This is a genomic window from Rhodococcus pyridinivorans, assembly GCF_900105195.1.
In the GTDB taxonomy this organism is placed as follows: Bacteria; Actinomycetota; Actinomycetes; order Mycobacteriales; family Mycobacteriaceae; genus Rhodococcus; species Rhodococcus pyridinivorans.
In genome coordinates, this window is sequence record NZ_FNRX01000002.1 from 2,925,427 (window position 1) to 2,943,058 (window position 17,632).

13 protein-coding genes and 1 pseudogene are annotated in these 17,632 nt (G+C 66.5%); 4 read left to right on the forward strand and 10 right to left on the reverse strand.

The annotated features are described in order from the left end of the window. The first annotated feature begins 3 nt into the window (after positions 1–3). Positions 4–1,287, forward strand: a complete 1,284-nt coding sequence (locus BLV31_RS13900) for a competence/damage-inducible protein A (RefSeq protein ID WP_064061012.1) — start codon at positions 4–6, stop codon at positions 1,285–1,287. A gap of 28 nt (positions 1,288–1,315) precedes the next feature. Here BLV31_RS13900 and BLV31_RS13905 read toward each other — a convergent pair whose 3' ends face one another. Further along, the gene (locus tag BLV31_RS13905) at positions 1,316–1,963 is read right to left on the reverse strand and encodes a pyridoxamine 5'-phosphate oxidase family protein (protein ID WP_232512278.1); all 648 of its coding nucleotides are present in this window, start codon (positions 1,961–1,963) and stop codon (positions 1,316–1,318) included. Between the two features lie 153 nt (positions 1,964–2,116). On the opposite strand from BLV31_RS13905, the gene BLV31_RS13910 reads away from it, so the two are divergent. The 3 genes from BLV31_RS13910 to BLV31_RS13920 all read left to right on the forward strand — a co-directional run bounded on the left by BLV31_RS13910 (position 2,117) and on the right by BLV31_RS13920 (position 4,570). After that, positions 2,117–2,776, forward strand: a complete 660-nt coding sequence (locus BLV31_RS13910) for a TetR/AcrR family transcriptional regulator (RefSeq protein WP_248846246.1) — start codon at positions 2,117–2,119, stop codon at positions 2,774–2,776. Beyond that, complete coding sequence (locus BLV31_RS13915; RefSeq protein WP_064061009.1) at positions 2,773–3,672, forward strand: alpha/beta fold hydrolase; 900 nt, start codon at positions 2,773–2,775, stop codon at positions 3,670–3,672. The genes BLV31_RS13910 and BLV31_RS13915 overlap by 4 nt, the downstream gene beginning before the upstream one ends. A gap of 139 nt (positions 3,673–3,811) precedes the next feature. Further along, positions 3,812–4,570: a cutinase family protein gene (locus tag BLV31_RS13920; protein ID WP_019289445.1), complete on the forward strand. Its 759-nt coding sequence runs from the start codon at positions 3,812–3,814 to the stop codon at positions 4,568–4,570. A gap of 248 nt (positions 4,571–4,818) precedes the next feature. On the opposite strand, the gene BLV31_RS13925 is transcribed toward BLV31_RS13920, so the two are convergent. The 9 genes and pseudogenes from BLV31_RS13925 to BLV31_RS13970 all read right to left on the reverse strand — a co-directional run bounded on the left by BLV31_RS13925 (position 4,819) and on the right by BLV31_RS13970 (position 17,455). Then, positions 4,819–6,300, reverse strand: coding sequence for a glyceraldehyde-3-phosphate dehydrogenase (locus BLV31_RS13925; RefSeq protein WP_039587315.1), 1,482 nt, complete (start codon positions 6,298–6,300; stop codon positions 4,819–4,821). Positions 6,301–7,029: 729 nt separating this feature from the next. Beyond that, positions 7,030–8,345, reverse strand: a pseudogene (locus BLV31_RS13930) (IS1380 family transposase); the annotation flags it as partial. Positions 8,346–8,421: 76 nt separating this feature from the next. Next, positions 8,422–9,576 carry a carboxylate-amine ligase gene (locus BLV31_RS13935; RefSeq protein WP_052227395.1) on the reverse strand — a complete coding sequence of 385 codons (1,155 nt, stop codon included), beginning with the start codon at positions 9,574–9,576 and terminating at the stop codon, positions 8,422–8,424. A 79-nt stretch (positions 9,577–9,655) separates the two neighbouring features. Continuing rightward, a complete protein-coding gene (locus tag BLV31_RS13940; protein ID WP_072740514.1) occupies positions 9,656–10,066 on the reverse strand; it encodes a LapA family protein in 411 nt (136 codons plus the stop codon). A 56-nt stretch (positions 10,067–10,122) separates the two neighbouring features. Further along, positions 10,123–11,016 carry a hypothetical protein gene (locus tag BLV31_RS13945; RefSeq protein WP_064061008.1) on the reverse strand — a complete coding sequence of 298 codons (894 nt, stop codon included), beginning with the start codon at positions 11,014–11,016 and terminating at the stop codon, positions 10,123–10,125. Between the two features lie 365 nt (positions 11,017–11,381). After that, on the reverse strand, positions 11,382–12,164 hold the full coding sequence (locus BLV31_RS13955; RefSeq protein WP_064061007.1) for an enoyl-CoA hydratase family protein: 783 nt from the start codon (positions 12,162–12,164) through the stop codon (positions 11,382–11,384). After that, positions 12,161–14,197, reverse strand: coding sequence for an acetyl/propionyl/methylcrotonyl-CoA carboxylase subunit alpha (locus BLV31_RS13960; protein WP_064061006.1), 2,037 nt, complete (start codon positions 14,195–14,197; stop codon positions 12,161–12,163). The genes BLV31_RS13955 and BLV31_RS13960 overlap by 4 nt, the downstream gene beginning before the upstream one ends. Before the next feature lie 7 nt (positions 14,198–14,204). Continuing rightward, positions 14,205–15,803 carry an acyl-CoA carboxylase subunit beta gene (locus tag BLV31_RS13965; protein WP_064061005.1) on the reverse strand — a complete coding sequence of 533 codons (1,599 nt, stop codon included), beginning with the start codon at positions 15,801–15,803 and terminating at the stop codon, positions 14,205–14,207. Further along, on the reverse strand, positions 15,800–17,455 hold the full coding sequence (locus tag BLV31_RS13970; RefSeq protein WP_247849582.1) for an acyclic terpene utilization AtuA family protein: 1,656 nt from the start codon (positions 17,453–17,455) through the stop codon (positions 15,800–15,802). The genes BLV31_RS13965 and BLV31_RS13970 overlap by 4 nt, the downstream gene beginning before the upstream one ends. Positions 17,456–17,632 lie beyond the last annotated feature (177 nt).

Below are 17,632 nucleotides of genomic sequence, written 5' to 3' on the forward strand. Positions count from 1 at the left end.
TCCGTGAGCGTGCGTGCAGGAATCATCGTGACCGGGACCGAAGTGCTGACGGGGAGGATCTCCGACCTGAACGGACCGTGGTTGTCCGACCAACTCCTGAAACTCGGCGTCGACGTCGCCCACATCACGATCTGCGGTGACCGGCCCGCCGACCTGACCGCACAGTTACGGTTCCTCACCGAGCAGGGCGTCGATCTCATCGTCACCAGCGGGGGTCTCGGTCCCACCGCCGACGACCTCACCGTCCCCACCGTCGCCGAGTACTGCGATCGCGAACTGCTGCTCGACCCCGAACTCGAAGAACACATCGCAGGTGTCATCCGCCGGTTCCGCCCGGACACCCCCGATCTCGACACCGGACCGACGCGTATCGGGATCCGGAAGCAGGCGCACGTGCCCGCCGGTGCCACCGCCCTGCCGCCCACCGGTACAGCGCCGGGCGTGGTCATCCCCGCGGTCGCCGGCGAACGGCCGGTACCGACCATCGTCATCCTGCCCGGCCCGCCCGGTGAGCTGCAGGCGATGTGGCCGAGCGCGGTCGCCTCCCCCGCGGTCGCCGACGTGTTGGCGCGAGCCGACGACCTGCAGCAGCACACCGTGCGCGCCTACGGATTGCACGAGGCACAACTCGCCGAGACGCTGCGCCGGGCCGAATCAGAGATCGCCGGCCTCGAACGCCTCGAGATCACCACCTGCCTCCGACACGGCGAACTCGACATGGTGACGCGAGTCGCCTCCGGTGACGCGGACATCTACCATCGCCTTCTCGACGTCCTCACCGAACACCATGGACGCGAGATCTTCTCGACCGACGGTTCCACCATCGACGACCAGCTGATCGCCGTCCTCGACGGCCGCACGATCGCGACTGCGGAGTCGTGCACCGGCGGACTCGTCGCCGCGCGGCTCACCGACCGTCCCGGGTCGTCGGCCTATGTCATGGGTGGCGTCGTCTCGTACTCCAACGACGCGAAGTCCGATCTGACCGACGTACCGGCCGAGATGATCGCGGAACACGGGGCGGTGAGCGAGCAGGTCGCCGCAGCCATGGCCGAGGGTGCCCGACGGCGCCTGAAGGTCGACGTCGCGGTCTCCACCACCGGGGTCGCCGGCCCCGACGGGGGAACCGAGGCCAAGCCGGTGGGCACGGTGTGCTTCGGCGTCGCGATCGAGGGACGGCCGACGTACACGGTCACCCGCCGTTTCCCCGGCGACCGCGAACGGGTCCGGACTCTGACCACCACCGCAGCACTGCATCTGGTTGTCGCACAGCTCGGTCTGGATTGAGCCTGCACGCGCGCACCCTCGGCGGTTGTCAGCCCTCGCGTGCCGCCTTCAGCTGAGTCCGAAGAGAATCCACTTCGGCTCGGAGGTCGTTGATCTCGTCGATGTAGGGACGGATCCGGGCGCGGACCGCTTCGTCGGTGTACTGCGGGATCAAGCTCCGAGAGCAGTTCCAGTCGAAGGCCTCGACCTCGATGACGATGCTTCGTTCGCATCGCGCCGAGATTCTCCGCCCGTCGCCGAGATCGCGCAGCCGGTCGAGAAGCTGCGGGTCGTCTTCCGCATCGACCACCCGCGCGGTACCGAAGAGCTTCAACCGTCTCTTCAGCGGAAAGTCCGCGAGGAACAGCGCGACCCTTCCGTTGTCCGCGATGTTCCCGACCGAGACGAATTGTTGATTGCCTCGGTGGTCCGCGAACCCGATCGTCTGCCCACCGAGGTGGTGCAGGAACCCGACGGGTCCGCTGCGGTACTGGACATAGGGCCATCCGCTCGGGGTCACCGTCGCCATATGGAACTGGAAGCTTTCGCGTACGAGAGCGAGTTCCCGGTCGCCCAACGGCTGAGGTCCTCGGTCGGGTTCGTCGAGGTCGGCACCATAGGCAACGATGCTGCCCGCAGCTTCCTGACGCGCGACCGCCTCCGGGCCGAACGCCAGATGGTGATACCTCGAACCCATACCGATCTCCTCGCCGATGTCCGTTATGCCGACAACGAGACAGTGCATCACAATCGACCGTGACCAGAAAGACGCGGGTGTCGACCCTGCAGTTCGCCGACAGCGGCCATCTGGTTTCCGATACGGAACGTGTCGTATCTGAATGAGCCGCCTGTGCAACGCGGACGTCCACGCGACGCCGAACTCGAGCGTCGGATCACCACCACCGTTCTCGAACTACTGGCCGAACAAGGCTACGAGGGCGTGACATTCGAGGCGGTCGCTCGACGTTGCCAGGCGTCGAAGGCAACGCTGTATCGACGATGGCCGTCCAAGCGCGACATGGTGCTCGCAGCAGTGAAGGACGCCCCTGCGCATCCCTCGGCAGTCCCACTCCGGCGCGGCGACACACTCCGCGACGACCTGCTGATGCTTGCGCAACGCCTCAGCCTCACCATGTCCGCAACCGACAGCAACGCCGCCTTCATGCTGCTCCACGCGGGACTCGAAGACCCGGAGTTGTGCGACGCCATCGAGGAGACCGTCGGCCCGACAGGCGCACGTCTCCCCCAGGCGGTCCTCGACGATGCCGTTGCACGAGGCGAACTCCCTTCGGACGCTCAATCATTCGCATACGAGGAGGTCGTGGGAACCGTCCTGCTCCTGCGACGAGCGAACGGTCTCACCGTCGACGACACCTACCTCGAAGCCCTCGTCGACACCGTCATCATTCCCGCGCTCACCGCGTCCGCCGGCCGAACGGACCTGCCCGCCGGGATCTTCTCCGGCCACCCCGAAACCTCCACCACGACTACGACTACGGAGACCCCGTGACCCGCTGCACCATCGAGGACTTCACCTACCGCACGATCACCGGGGACGGCGGCGTGAAGCTCAACGTCGCCGTCTGCGGGCAAGGTCCGGCCGTCGTCCTGCTGCACGGTTTCCCGCAGACCCACTACATGTGGCGCCACGTCGCCCACACACTCGCTGACGACCACACCGTGATCGTCCCCGACCTGCGCGGCTACGGCGCCAGCGACCAACCCCCGGCCGACAATCCCGAGTCGTATTCCAAGCGCACCATGGCGAACGACATCGTCGCGGTCGCCCGCGAGATCGGTTTCGACCACGTCGGGCTCGTCGGTCACGACCGCGGTGCGCTCGTCGCCGTCCGTGCGGGACTCGACCACCCCGACGCCGTCGACTACCTCGGCATCCTCGACGTCCTTCCCACGATGGACACCTGGGCCGTACTTCAGGGCGTGAACGCCAAGGTTGCCTGGCACCTCTACCTCATGGCCCAGCCCGCAGGGATGCCCGAGAAGATGATCGCCGCTGTCGCCCCGGAATTTTTCGGCTCGTTCCTCGATGCGTGGGACCCCACCGGAACCACCTTCACGCCCGAGGAGCGCGATCACTACGTCACCAGCTCGATCAACTCTGTCGACTCGATCGTGGCCGACTACCGCGCCACCGCCGGCATCGATCTCGACATGGACCTCGCCGACCGCGAACGCGGGGCTCGGCTCACCATGCCCGTCGCGGTCATCTCCCAGGACTGGGGCTCGCAACTGGGCTTCGACGCCTCGGCCCTCTGGCAGGCGTGGGCACCCGATCTCACCTACCAGGGCACCACCAGCGGCCACTTCATGGCCGAAGAGAACCCCGACGAGATCGCCGGCTTCATCACCGAGCTGGCCGCCCGCATCCCGGCCGACCAGCCCTGACGGACATGCCACCGGAGTCACCGGTCGGGGGTGACCACGATCACCGAAAAGCACGCATCCTTAACATGACGAACAAACGGGACATCGATATCATCGACCTCAGTTATTGTCTGTCGGGGGCACACGAGGAGAATCGCGCATGTCCCGGATCGATCGCAGACGCACACGCACCGTCGGCCTGCTCGCCGCAGGTCTGCTCACCGCAGGTCTGAGCGTCGCGGGTCCGGTCGGTTCCGCGTCCGCTGACCCGGTCCGCAACTGCCCTGAACGGTACGTCCTCGCCGTCGACGGAACCCGCGGCTTCGAAACCCGCGACTCGATCGACCCGGCATCCCCCTTGGCGAAGATCTCCGCTCGGTTCGAGTCTCCCGGCACCGTGGTCGAACACATCCGCTACCCCGCAGTGGTTGTGCCGTTGCCCGGGACCGGCTCGCACGACGATTTCGACGGCATCGACGACGACGGCACCATCGCCTACGACAGGTCGAAGCAGATCGGGCATCAGCGACTCCGCCAGACCATCACCGTCCGACACAGCACCTGCCCCGACTCGGACCTGTTGGTGCTCGGCTACTCGCAGGGCGCCTCGATCGCGGGCGATGTTCTCGCCGAGATCGCAGCCGACGGGTCCGTTCCCCCCGAACGGATCTCGGGCGTCCTCTATTCCGACCCCCGCGACGACCGCGGCGTCGAGACCCTGTTCCCGGGTCCCGTCGCTCCCGGTGTGACGCTCGGCGGCGGCCGGAACGACTTCGGTGAGATCCACGTCGAACGAGTCTGCATCGAAGGCGACGCGATCTGCGACGGTCGCACACCCGAGGACGGCAAGGACTGGCTCCGCGAGAACGTGACGGGGTACTTCCAGCTGCACACGAAGTACCCCGACTACCAGCCCTGACCGAGTCGGGCCGGAGAGTTCGCCGACCGCGCGGTGTGCATCAGTTCCAGAGTGACGAACTCGGGGGAGGTTGTGTGCGTGTTCTTCGCCGGAACCGCACACAACCTCCCCCGAGTTTCGACGGCCGCTACTCCTCCTCGACGCCACCAATGGCCCAACGCAAAAGGGAACCCATCCTCAGGTAAGGATGGGTTCCCTCGTCGGCGAGTCCCTAGCGGACTGTCGTTACTGCAGTCTGCGCAGGAATGTTATGCCTGTGCAGCGGTAGGTTCCTCGACGTGCTCCACGGGGCCGGCTTCCGTGATGGGATAGACGGGGTATTCCACACCCGACAGGTACTGGACCGTTCGCACCACCTGGCACGAGTAACCGAACTCGTTGTCGTACCAGACGTAGAGGATGGCGGTGTCGCCATCCACGATCGCTGCATTGGCGTCGATGATGCACGCCGCGCGCGAGCCGATGAAGTCGCTCGACACTGCGTCGGTGGCCGAGGTGTAGTCGAGGTTGCGGCGCAGCGCACCGGTGAGCGACTCCTGGTGCAGGTGCTCGAGCACCTCTTCCTTGGTGGTCTCACGAGTCAGCTGAAGGTGAAGGATCGCGACGGACACATCCGGCGTAGGAACGCGGATCGAGTTGCCGGTGATCTTCGCCTTCAGATCGGGAAGCGCCTTCGCGACCGCAGAAGCGGCGCCGGTCTCGGTGAGCACCAGGTTGAACGGCGCGGAACGTCCGCGACGGTCGGCCTTGTGGTAGTTGTCCAGCAGGTTCTGGTCGTTTGTGAACGAGTGCACCGTCTCGACGTGACCACGCACCACACCGAATTTGTCGTCCATGGTCTTCAGCGGCGGAACGATGGCATTGGTGGTGCAGGACGCGCACGACACGATCGTCTCGTCCGGGTCGAGGTCGCGGTGGTTGACACCGTGCACGATGTTCGGGAGATCACCCTTACCCGGTGCGGTGAGCACCACCTTGGCGATACCGGGGCGGAGATGCTTCGACAGACCGTCGCGGTCGCGCCAGATTCCGGTGTTGTCGACCAGGATGGCCTTGTCGATGCCGTACTCGGTGTAGTCGACGCTTTCCGGATCGTTGCTGTAGATGAACTTGATGACATTGCCGTTGGCGACCAAGGCGTTGTTCTCGGTGTCGACCTTGATCGTGCCGTTGAACTGTCCGTGGACGGAGTCGCGACGCAGCAGAGAGGCACGCTTGGTCAGGTCGTCGTCACCTCCCTTACGGACCACCACAGCACGCAGGTTCAGCCCATTGCCCGAGCCTGCCTTCTCGATGAGCAGACGGGCGACGAGCCGGCCGATTCGCCCGAACCCGTACAGGACCACGTCCTGCGGTTTCGCGGGGCTCGTCTGCGCGCCGCCGACCAGATCCGCGAGGCTCTCAGCGACGAAATCCGGGATGGATCGTCCGGCACCCTGGGCTTGATAATCCGTCACCAGCAGGCCGAGGTCGATCTTCGACGGCTGCAGGTCGAGGTCGGTCAATGCCTGGAGGAACGGGAAGGTTGCCTCGACCGACAGCTCGTCGCCGCGGATCTGACGCGCGAAACGGTGCGTCCGCAGAATACCGATCACCGACTTGTTCACGAGGGAGCGGCTGTGAAGCAAGATCGTGACCGAATGCCGGCGGTGCAGACCGCCGATGATCGGGATCATTGCTTCCGCAATAGCCTCTTGCGAGTTCCACTGTGCCAATTCCGGGGTGCTCACTGCGCTCCTCTGCCTTTCCGGCTCGTCTGACACGTCGCAGGCTGTTGGGTGCAGCCCAGACGAGACGCACGTCACTCGCCGGTCGGTGTCCGGATCGGTGGAACCGTACGCGACCGACGCCGATTACGGCGTGCGTACCGCCAAGCATATGAAAGAGCTCTCACGGTTCGACGCCCGGTAGGCGAATCGTGCCCGCGCGTGCGTGAAGCTGATCGTCCCTCCCCGGATAGGAAGGCGTCGTCGACCCTGGAGCTATAGATGAACCGGTGAGCTGCGTGTGTCGCCAGTCACAACAATTGTGGCGGCATGCCGGATGGTATCAAGAGTCCATCGGCGGGTATTGCGTCATCAATATTCCGGCGCGCAAATGAATCCGGGTCACATCCTATTTCGAAACCTTCGAACCGCCAACAGATCTACTTGTCATTTCACACAACCGGGGCAGAGGCCAGGACTTACTCCGAGCTGCGAAAATCCGCGGCTTGCGCGTTCCGATGCCAAGACCGTGCTGCACGTGGCAAACCCGTGAGAAATGACGAGGCCGAGGAATACTTGCTTAGCCTCGATCTTTCGCGCGGATCACGTGTCGGACTGAGCAGCTTCGGATTCGGTGGGGAGACCGTGGATGCGGTGTGCATCCACGGTCGACTGCCCGACACGGTCGGGTGACGCCGAGGTCCACGGCCCCGGAAACAGTTCCTTCGTCTCGATGGAGCAGGTACGTGCAGGTCACGCAGGCGCAGGAAGCGCTGCGAGCCGATTCAGGCCGACCACGAAGGACATCGACATCCGGAGCTGTGATGGCAGCGGCAGACGAACACGGCGGGCGTGTCGGGCGATCCTCCCCGCGATCGACAGCAGCCTCAGTCGTAGCCGTTTCGGCTCCCACCTGCGTGCCGGAACCTCGGTGAATGCGAGCATCTGCATCCACGCGGTCAGCTCGCATGCGAGTTGCACGAGCGCGAGCCAGATCCGGTTCTGATCGAAACCGTGCAGCGGAAGATTCTGCAGCCCAGTGACTTTCACTGCTCGGATCCGGTCCTCGCACCGGGCCCGACGCCGGTGCCGCAGCTCCAAGTCCGGGAGTTGCCCGCGCCGGGGGTTGGTGACGAACGCGGTCAGGCGTAGGCCGTCCCGGTCGGTGAACCGCAACTGCGCACCCGGATGCGGCCTCTCTTTCCGGACGATCACCCGCATGCCTGTCGACACGACGACAGATCGAGCAGGCCGGTCAACTCCGTCACCCAGGCGCCGTCGCGGACCTGTCCGTCGGCGTCGTAGGCCGGGGTCCAGGCCCGATCAGGAACCAGGTCGATCGCTTCGGCGTGGGCGTCGGTCAACCCCAATCCGACCTGGGGGTCCCTCCCGCTCGCGGGGGCGTACGACAGGCGCCGCTTGGTCAGATACTCGATCAGTTGGTGGGTGTCGCCGGCACCGTCGATGCGCACCAGCACCTTCTTCCCGACCCGGTATCCCGGGTCGAGCGGCAGCTGCGCGAGTGCGTCCTGCACGAAGGTGATGAGGGTACCGCCCTGCACGTAGTGCTTGGGGGAGGATCGGCGGCAGTATTCGATCCCGAGTTGCCCGGCCGCAGCAGCATCGCGACGGGTTCACCGGTGCCGCCCACGCCGTGGTCGGCGAACGCGCACAGCAGATGGAAACCGAAGCCTCGCGTGAACGTCGGGGCGGCCTGTTCCTTCTCGTAATGCGCGGTGACCTTCGGTGGCATCGATGTCGAGGACCAGCGGATGCGCTTGGTCGATGGCGTGCTCGGGAGCCGACGCACCGGCGGCGGTCCAGGCGTGGCGACGGGCTGTGGCGCGGGCCCGGTCGATCGCGGCGAGCGCGGTGTCGGCGTCGACGGCCAACACGCTGATCAGGCGGGAGACGGTGGGGTCGGAGGCCACCGCACCGAAGATCTCCGGGTGAGCCCGCAGTTGGCTGATGTCGGCGAGGCAGTCCCCACCGATCGCCAATGCCGTCGCGAGATCGAGCACGATCTTGCCGGGATCGTGTCGGGTCAGCGGTTTTCGATACGGTGCGAGCTCGGCCCGAGGTTAGGACGATCTGCTCCCCGATGAGCGCCGGTCCGCAAGCGCGGCACCCCGGCTGTCGTGTCTGTCATGACGGACGCAGATCCGGCCCGTAGCCCTCCACAGTGCGTCGCGCCGCGTCGGCAACCACATCGGTGAAGGAACCCCCGCTCTCGAGAATGCGACGCTGCCTGATCGCCCCATTACCTCGATCCAGGGTTCCCGACAGAGTGTCGTGCACGGAGCGGTAGACGTCGAGTTCCTCCAGGATCGGCCGGACCTGAGCGAGCAGTCGCCAGATCAGGTCGACTGCCGGAACCAACTGCCCAGAGCCGAGATCGACACCGCGCCCGGCCAGACCGTCCCGGGCCGCTCGCCAGCACGCCGCGCGCAGCAGCTCCTGATCGACCGAGGGCGTCGGCTCGCCGCGTTCGATCGATGCCGTCGCCTGGGCGACCAATGCATACACCAAGGTGGCCAGCGTGACGGTCTCCTCGACGGTCGCGGGCACGTCCGCGATGCGGATCTCGAGGGTCGGATGATGCGCGGAGATCCGCACATCCCAATAGACCATTCGAGGATCCAGGATCGTGCCGGTGGTGAGCAGCGATTCGACCGCCGCGTCGTATTCCGCGGCCGAGGCGCACTGCGGGGGCAGTCCCGCGCTCGGCCAGCGCCCCCACCGCAGGTATCGCCAGCTGGCATATCCGGTGTCCCGGCCGTCGGTGATCGGCGAGTTGGCGGTCAGCGCCAGCAGGGCGGGAAGCCATGGGCGCAGATGGTTGATGAGCTGGGCCGCGCGGTCACGATCGTCGACACCGATATGCACGTGGCATCCGCAGATCACGCCGTCGGCGACGCCACGATAGTGCTGTGCCATGCGTTGGTAGCGAGGCGTGGCGGTGACCGATCCGCTCGGAGGTTCGAAGATCGGTGTGCCGACCGCTACGAGCCGGCATCCTGCGCGCGCTGCGGCGTCGGCGGCCGTCGCGCGGGAGCGGCGCAGCTCTTCGCGTAGGTCCTGCAGGTGTGTACATACCGTGGTGGCGGTCTCGACCTGACACGGGGAGAGCTCGACCTCGAGCTCGATGCCGAGTGTGCGTCCGGCCGCGAGCACGTCGAGACTGCGCAGGAGGGGACGACCGGTACGGGGATCGACCAGGACGAATTCCTCTTCGACGCCGATCGTGGCCGCCGCCCCGCCGCGCACAGGAGAGGTGTCGGTCGGTCCTGTGGCGGCCATGGCGTTCTCCCCACTCGAGATCTTTCACTCTACGAAGGAAGAGCGGCCGGCGTGGGTGTACTGCAGTCGGAGATCTGTCTTACCGGACAGTGCGTGCGCGTTGCCGGTTGGCGGCGTGGCGGAGCTGCAGAATCCGCAGGCCCCCGGCGAGGCCGACGATCACCGCTCCGGCGATCGCAGCGAACAGCAGTGCCACACCCAGCGGCAACGAGAAGTCCCACGCGAACAGTTCGAGGGTGACGCTGTCCAGGTTCTGCAGGATGAACACCAACAGCAACAGCAGGATCAACACACCGACGATCAGGGCAGTCCACAACGCCCCGGTGCGGGTGCCTCTGATGCCTTTGCCCCGGGCGACGTCGGGATGCAGCCTGCTGGGAGCGTCCGGATCCGGTGTCGCCCCGGATGGGGGTACCGGAGTATCGCTACGTCGCGCGGGCGCCGAGAAATCGGGGTTCGAATCGTCAGGACCCCTCGAGCTGGTCGTCATGTGCGATCGGGTACCCCGGCCCTGTTCCGGTTATCCCACCGGCAGAATCTTTGCGGTCAGTTCACGTCCCGGCTCCGCACCAGAATCCCGGTGGCGACCACTGCGACGGCAATGTAGGCGGCGACGGTGATGAGCGCCCTCGGTCCCGAGATCACATCCACCACCCGGGGTGTGCCCTCCCCTCCCCCGGTCACCGCGCCGACGAGCGATCCGGCTGCGGTTCCCGACAGGAAGGCCGTCACGTCCTCGACGAGCTGCAGCGCGGAGCCGACGCCTCGCAGCAGATTCTCGACGACAACCGTCCATACCAGCCCCAGGCCGACCGACAGCGCCGCACTGCGGGCGTAGGTGCCGAGGGCGAAGCCGATCGTTCCCCACATCATGAACACGAGGTACGCCGCACCCGCGGAGCGAAGAAGTGCGCCGGCCGACGGCATCGTGAGCGGTTGTGTTTCGATCGTGGCGAGCGAGACGGACACGACCGTGCACAGCACAGCGGTGACGACCACCATCGCGGCAACGATCACCGCAAGAGCGAGCAGGGCACCGATTGTCGGGCGCAGACGGCCGTGAGTGAACACGGTCTTCCACGTTCCCCAGCTGTACCCGTTCCCGGCGATGAGAGCACCCAGGACGAGCACGAGCGCACCACCGAACAACGGTGTGCCCTGGACCAGGACGTCAGGGATCGATTCGGGCAGGACGCTCTGCAGCAACGCTTCGGTCGGCTCCCCTTCCGTGGAGAAGCCGGCCGTTCCGGTCGTGTAGGAGACGTACGGGAATACGTAGCCGAAAACCATCGCGAGCAGGAACCACGTGCCGACCGTCGTCCACATCGCCGGCCACGAACGCAACCGGTACAACTCGGCACGCAAGCTCCGAGCAACGGTGTTGTGCCGTGCGGCAAGTGAGGTGGAATCGGAGTGCGAGCGGAGTGTCGAGGCGGACATGTCACGCCCCCTTCGTGGGTGTGGAACGAGTGGTCATTTCGAGGAACACGTCCTCGAGGATGCGTTCGGCCGGTCCGACCGACAACACATCCATGCTGTCGGCGACGAGCGCGCGGACGACGTCGGGCCGCGATCGGGCGGCAGATCCAGCAGCACCGAGTCGCCGTCGATTTCGAACCCGTTCTCTCCGGCGAGATCCGATGCGATCGAGACCACCCGATGCCCGGGCGTGCCACGAACTTTCAGCACCGCGTCGCCGAGCAGGGTGGAGACGGTCGTTTCGCGCACCGGGCGCCCGGTGACGAGATCGGCAGGATCGGTATTCGCTCCGCACAAAATGACGCAGGGCCTCGGGTGACACCCTCTCACCGAATGTCCCACCACGGGCGCCGCTTCTGTAGGAACGCCGTCATCCCCTCCGCGGCTTCCTCGGAACCGAACATCCGCGCCGAACGTGCTGCCAGGTCGTCTCCGTAACGATCGAAGTCCTCGAGGATCCGCTGCGTGACGAGGCGTTTCGATTCGGCCAGACCCTGCGGTGAGCAGGCACGGATCTCCGCGAGCAACTCCACCAGGACAGCGTCGGTATCGGACACCGACAGGGTGACGAGACCCTCGGAGGACGCCTCCTCGGGACCGAACCGTTCGCCGGTCAGGAAGTACCGTGCCGCTGCGCGCGGCGACAATCGCGGGAGCACGGTCAAGGAGATGATCGACGCGGCCAGACCGAGCCGTGCCTCGGTAAGTGCGAACGTCGACGCCGGCCCGGCGACCACGATGTCGCAGGCACCGATCAGACCCATGCCGCCGGCGCGGACGTGCCCGTCGATGCGGGCCAAGACCGGCTTGGGGAGCTCCAGGATCTGCCGGAGCAAGGCCGTCATGTCGCGGGTGCGTGCGGCAGCCGTTTCCTGCGCGGATCCGGAAGAGCCGCTCAGATCCGCTCCGGCACAGAATGTTCCACCGGTATGGGTGAGGATGACCGCGCGGACGGCGGGGTCGGCGGCCGCGTCGACGAGTCCGCGGCTCAGTTGGGTCAGCAGCGGTACGGACAGGGCGTTGCGGTTGTGCGGGGAGTCGAGGGTCAGTGTCGCAGCGCCGTGGTCGACGACGTAGCGCACCACCACCACCGGATCGGGTTCGGTCATGACAACTCCTCGATGTGGTGGCCCCCTTCGCTGTCGGGGCTCTCGACCGGTGCGGACACGTCGTGCGGGGTGAGGACAGCGAGGACGGTGCCGACGGCGACCTGATCGCCGACTTCGACGGCGAGCGTCGTGAGCGTGCCGGCAGTGGGTGCGGTGACGATGTGCTCCATCTTCATCGCTTCGAGCCACACGAGCGGCCTCCCCGCTTCCACCACATCGCCGACGGCAGCGCCGAGCCGGATCACCGATCCCGGCATGGGTGCGAGCAGTGATCCTGCAGCAATTCGGGCGGTGGGGTCCACGAAACGCGGCACCGCAGTCAAGCGCACCGGTCCGAGCGACGAGTCGACGTGCACCGCGTCGCCGTATCGCGCCACCACAAAATGCCGGCGGACACCGTCGACGTCCAGAACCACGCGATCCGGGGCGAACCCGACGACACCGAGGTCGTCACGGCCGTCGACGTGGACACCGTCGCGGGTGACTCGGTAACGCACCACGTGGTCATTGTGGACGCCCGCGAATCGTGTGGCCTGCGGCTGCGAGGGCAGATTCCGCCATCCCGAGGGCAGTCCCGCATTCACCGTGGCAGCGGTGCGATTGGTGGCCGACTCCGCCAGAGCAGCGGCGATCGCGGACACCGCTTCCGCGTGCGCTGAGGCGAGCGGTGCCGACAGTTCCGTGAGTCCGTGGGTGTCGAAGAAGGCGGTGTCGGTCTCCCCCGCACGGAAGGCGGGATGTTTCAGCACCGCGACGAGGAGGTCGCGGTTGGTGACAATGCCGTGGATCTCGGTGCGCGTCAACGTCGATGCCAGCAGCCGCACCGCGCGGTCACGGGTCGGTGCGTACGAGATGATCTTGGCGAGCATCGCGTCATAGTGGACCCCGACCTCCGATCCCGCGAGGACACCGGAATCGACGCGCACACCGGTGTGCCGGAGCACGTCGAACTCGCGTGCCTCCTGCGGCAGCGCGAAACGGTGCACGGTGCCGGACTGCGGTTGCCAGTCTCGGGCCGGGTCCTCGGCGTAGAGCCTGGCCTCCACGGAATGGCCGTGTACCGGGGGTGGTTCGGGGTCGAGGAGGTCACCGTCGGCGATGCGGAACTGGAGATCGACGAGATCGAGCCCGGTCGTGCATTCGGTGACGGGATGCTCGACCTGCAGGCGCGTGTTCATCTCCAGGAAGTGGAACCGCCCCGAGCGGTCCGCGAGAAACTCGACGGTGCCGGCGCCCTCGTACCCGATGGCCTGAGCGGCGCGCCGGGCGGCGTCGAACAGGCGTGGGCGCATCCCCTCGATCGCGTCGACGAGCGGCGAGGGGGCTTCCTCGATCACCTTCTGGTGGCGACGTTGGATCGAGCATTCGCGTTCGCCCACCGCCCACACCGTGCCGTGGCGGTCCGCGAGGATCTGGACCTCGATGTGCCGCCCGTTCTCGAGATACCGCTCGCAGAACACCGTCGGGTCGCCGAACGCCGACGCGGCCTCCCGGCGGGCCGCGTCGAGTTGCCCAGGCAGGTCGGCCAATGTCCGCACCACCCGCATTCCGCGCCCACCGCCGCCTGCGGAGGCCTTGACGAGCACCGGGAGGTCGGCGTCGGTGATGTCGGCAGGGTCGAGTTCGGCAAGAACAGGGACACCGATGTCGGCCATGATCTTCTTGGCCTCGACCTTCGAGCCCATCCGTTCGATCGACTCCGGGCGCGGTCCGATCCAGATCAACCCCGCCTCGAGCACTTCGCGCGCGAATCGTGCGTTCTCGGAAAGGAATCCGTAACCCGGATGGACCGCGTCGGCGCCCGTCGCCAACGCTGCCGCGACGATCTTCTTCCCGTCGAGGTAGGCCTCGGAAGGGGTGACTCCCGCAAGTCGCACGGCAGCATCGGCGTCGCCGACATGCGGACTGTTCGCGTCGGCATCGGAGAACACTGCGATCGCCCCCAGTCCGGCCCGACGGCACGACGCGAACACGCGGCGGGCGATCTCCCCGCGATTCGCCACGAGCACCGTGGTGATGGTCGATTCGGTCACGGGAACCTCACATCCGGAAGACGCCGAAGGATTCGGCACCTCTGATCGGGGCGGTGGCAACAGCCGACAAGCACAGTCCCAGCACAGTGCGGGTATCGCGGGGGTCGATGATGCCGTCGTCGTAGAGACGACCGGACAGGAACATCGGCAGCGATTCGGCTTCGATCTGGTTCTCGACGGCCGCGCGCATCGCCTCGTCGGCGGCCTCGTCGAAGTCCTGGCCGCGTGCCTGCGCGGCAGCGCGTCCGACGAGAGAGATGACCCCGGCCAGTTGGGCACCGCCCATGACCGCAGACTTGGCGCTGGGCCACGCGAACAGGAACCGCGGATCGAAGGCACGTCCGCACATGCCGTAGTGACCGGCGCCGTAGGACGCGCCGATGAGGATGGAGATGTGCGGCACCGTGGAGTTGGCGACCGCGTTGATCATCATCGCCCCGTGCTTGATCATGCCGCGTTCCTCGTATTCCCGACCGACCATGTACCCGGTGGTGTTGTGCAGGAACAACAGCGGCGTATCGGCACGGTTCGCGAGTTGGATGAACTGGGCTGCCTTCTGCGATTCCTCGTTGAACAGCACGCCGCGCGCGTTGGCGAGAATCCCGACCGGATAGCCGTGCACCTGTGCCCAGCCGGTCACCAACGACGGCCCGTAGAGCGGTTTGAACTCGTCGAAGTCGGAATCGTCGACGACGCGGGCGATGACCTCACGCGGATCGAAGGGTTGCCGAAGATCCTCAGGGACGATCCCGAGCAGCTCCTCGGCGTCGTACCGCGGTTCGCGTACGTCCGTCCGGGGTGCAGGGCCGGCCTTGCGGTAGTTGAGGCGCCGCACAATGCTGCGACCGATGCGCACCGCGTCCTGTTCGTCGACCGCGAAGTGGTCGGCCAGACCCGAGATACGCGCGTGCATCTCGGCGCCGCCGAGCGACTCGTCGTCGGATTCCTCACCAGTGGCCATCTTCACCAGCGGCGGGCCGGCGAGGAACACCTTCGACCGCTTCTCGATCATCACGACGTGGTCGGACATGCCGGGGATGTATGCGCCGCCGGCGGTCGAATTGCCGAAGACCACCGCGATCGTGGGGATACCTGCCGCCGACAACCGGGTCAGATCGCGGAAGAGCCGGCCACCGGGAATGAACACTTCTTTCTGCGTGGGCAGATCCGCGCCGCCGGATTCGACGAGGGAGATCAGCGGCATCCGGTTCTGCAGGGCGATGTCGTCGGCGCGCAACGTCTTGCGGAGCGTCCACGGGTTACTGGTTCCCCCGCGCACGGTGGGGTCGGTGGCCACGATGACACATTCGACGCCTTCGACCACACCGATGCCCGTGACGACGCTGCCGCCGACGGGAAACTCGGTGCCCCAGGCCGCGAGCGGTGAGAGCTCGAGGAACGGCGAGTCGGGGTCGAGGAGTAGTTCGATCCTCTCCCGCGCAAGCAACTTGCCTCGGTCGTGGTGTCGCCGGACGTACTTTTCTCCCCCGCCGGCGAGGGCCTTGCCGTGTTCTGTGTCGAGTTCGGCCAGGCGAGCACGCATTGTATCGGCGGCTGCGCCGTATTCGGTGGAGCCGGCATCCAGGGTCGAGATCAAGGTGCTCACGTGTGCTTCTCCAGCAGGACGGTGGGGATGTCGAGGTATCGGGCGCGCAACCATTCACCGAGGCCCTTGGCCTGGGGGTCGAAGCGGGCACGGGAGGCGACGCCACGACCGAGGATTCCCTCGATTACGAAGTTCACGGCCCGCAGGTTCGGGAGCAGATGACGTGTGACAGGCAAGGGTTCGATCTCGGGGAGCAGGTCCTTCAGCGTGTCGACGGTGAGAGTGTTTGCAAGCCATTGCCATTCGTCGTCGGATCGGACCCACAACCCGATGTTGGCGTCACCGCCCTTGTCGCCGCTGCGGGCACCGGCGATCGTGCCGAGCGGAACGCGACGAGTCTGTCCGGGCGACAGCGGCGCGGGCACACTCGGGTCCGGCAACGGTTCGAGGGTCCGGGTGGTCGCCGCGGCCGGGATGTCGACGCGGGTGCCGTCTGGCAACACTGCAATGTGCGGCACGCGGGTCGCCTCGACGTACTCGGCCGTGTAGACACCGTAGGCGGTGCCCGGGCCGGGCGGAGCGGTGACGAAGAACCCGGGAGAGCTTGCAAGGGCGAACTCGACCGCCGTGGAGGTGAATGCGCGTCCGACGACGTCGGGATCGGGATCGCGCGCAGTGCAGCGCAGCAGAGCGCTCGCGGTTTCCTCCGTGTCGGCATCGGCATGGTCGGTGCGAGCGAGAGTCCATTCGAGTTCGGCAGGCCGCCTCGGCAGATTCGATTCCATCTGAGATCGCACCAACTGGGCCTTCGCGTCGATGTCCAGTCCGGTGAGGACGAAGACGACCTCGTTGTAGAACCCGGCGAGCGCGTTGAGGCACACCTTCAGGGTCGGTGGGGGCGGCTCGCCCTTCACGCCGGTGATGCGGACACGATCGGGTGCTTCCCGGCTCAGCGTGGCGGTGTCGATGCGCGCGGTGACATCGGGGTTCGCGTAGCGTCCGCCCGTCACCTCGTACAGCAGTTGTGCGGTGACCGTGCCGACGGTGACGGCTCCTCCCGTGCCCGGGTGCTTCGTGATGGTCGCCGCGCCATCGGCCTCGATCTCGGCAATGGGGAATCCGGGGCGGACGAGGTCGTCGAGTTCGGTGAAGAACGCATAGTTTCCGCCGGTCGCCTGGGTACCGCATTCGATGACGTGCCCTGCGACAACAGCACCCGCGAGTGCATCGAAGTCATCAGGAGCCCAACCGAAGTAGGCGGCGGCGGGACCGACGATCACCGAAGCGTCGGTGACGCGCCCGGTCACGACGATATCGGCTCCGGCATCGAGGCACCGCGTAATGCCCCACGCACCGAGATACGCGTTGGCGGTCAGCGGGCGCGGGTCGGCGTCGAAACCGAACTCGTCGATGCGAGCAAGGAGATCGTCGCCTTCGACGTGGGCGATGCGCGGGGACAGACCGAGCCGATCCGCAACCGTGCGCAGCGCCGCGGCCAGACCCGCAGGATTGAGACCCCCGGCGTTCGCGACGATCCGCACCCCCTTGTCGAGGGCAAGACCCATGCAGTCCTCGGCCTGCCGCAGGAACGTCTTGGCGTAACCGAGATCCGGATTCTTCAGACGATCGCGACCGAGGATGAGCATCGTCAGTTCGGCGAGGTAGTCACCGGTCACATAGTCGAGTTCGCCGCCTTCGAGCATCTCGCGCATCGCCGACAGACGGTCACCGTAGAAACCGGAGCAGTTGCCGATTCGCACGACGCGGCTCACGCGATCCACTCCTGGACCGGGCGTCCTGTCCGCTGAGTAACGAGCGGACAGAGATCGTCGAGAAGCTCACGCGACTCCACCATGTGGTCAGCGTCACATGTCGCTGCTCTCGGAGCA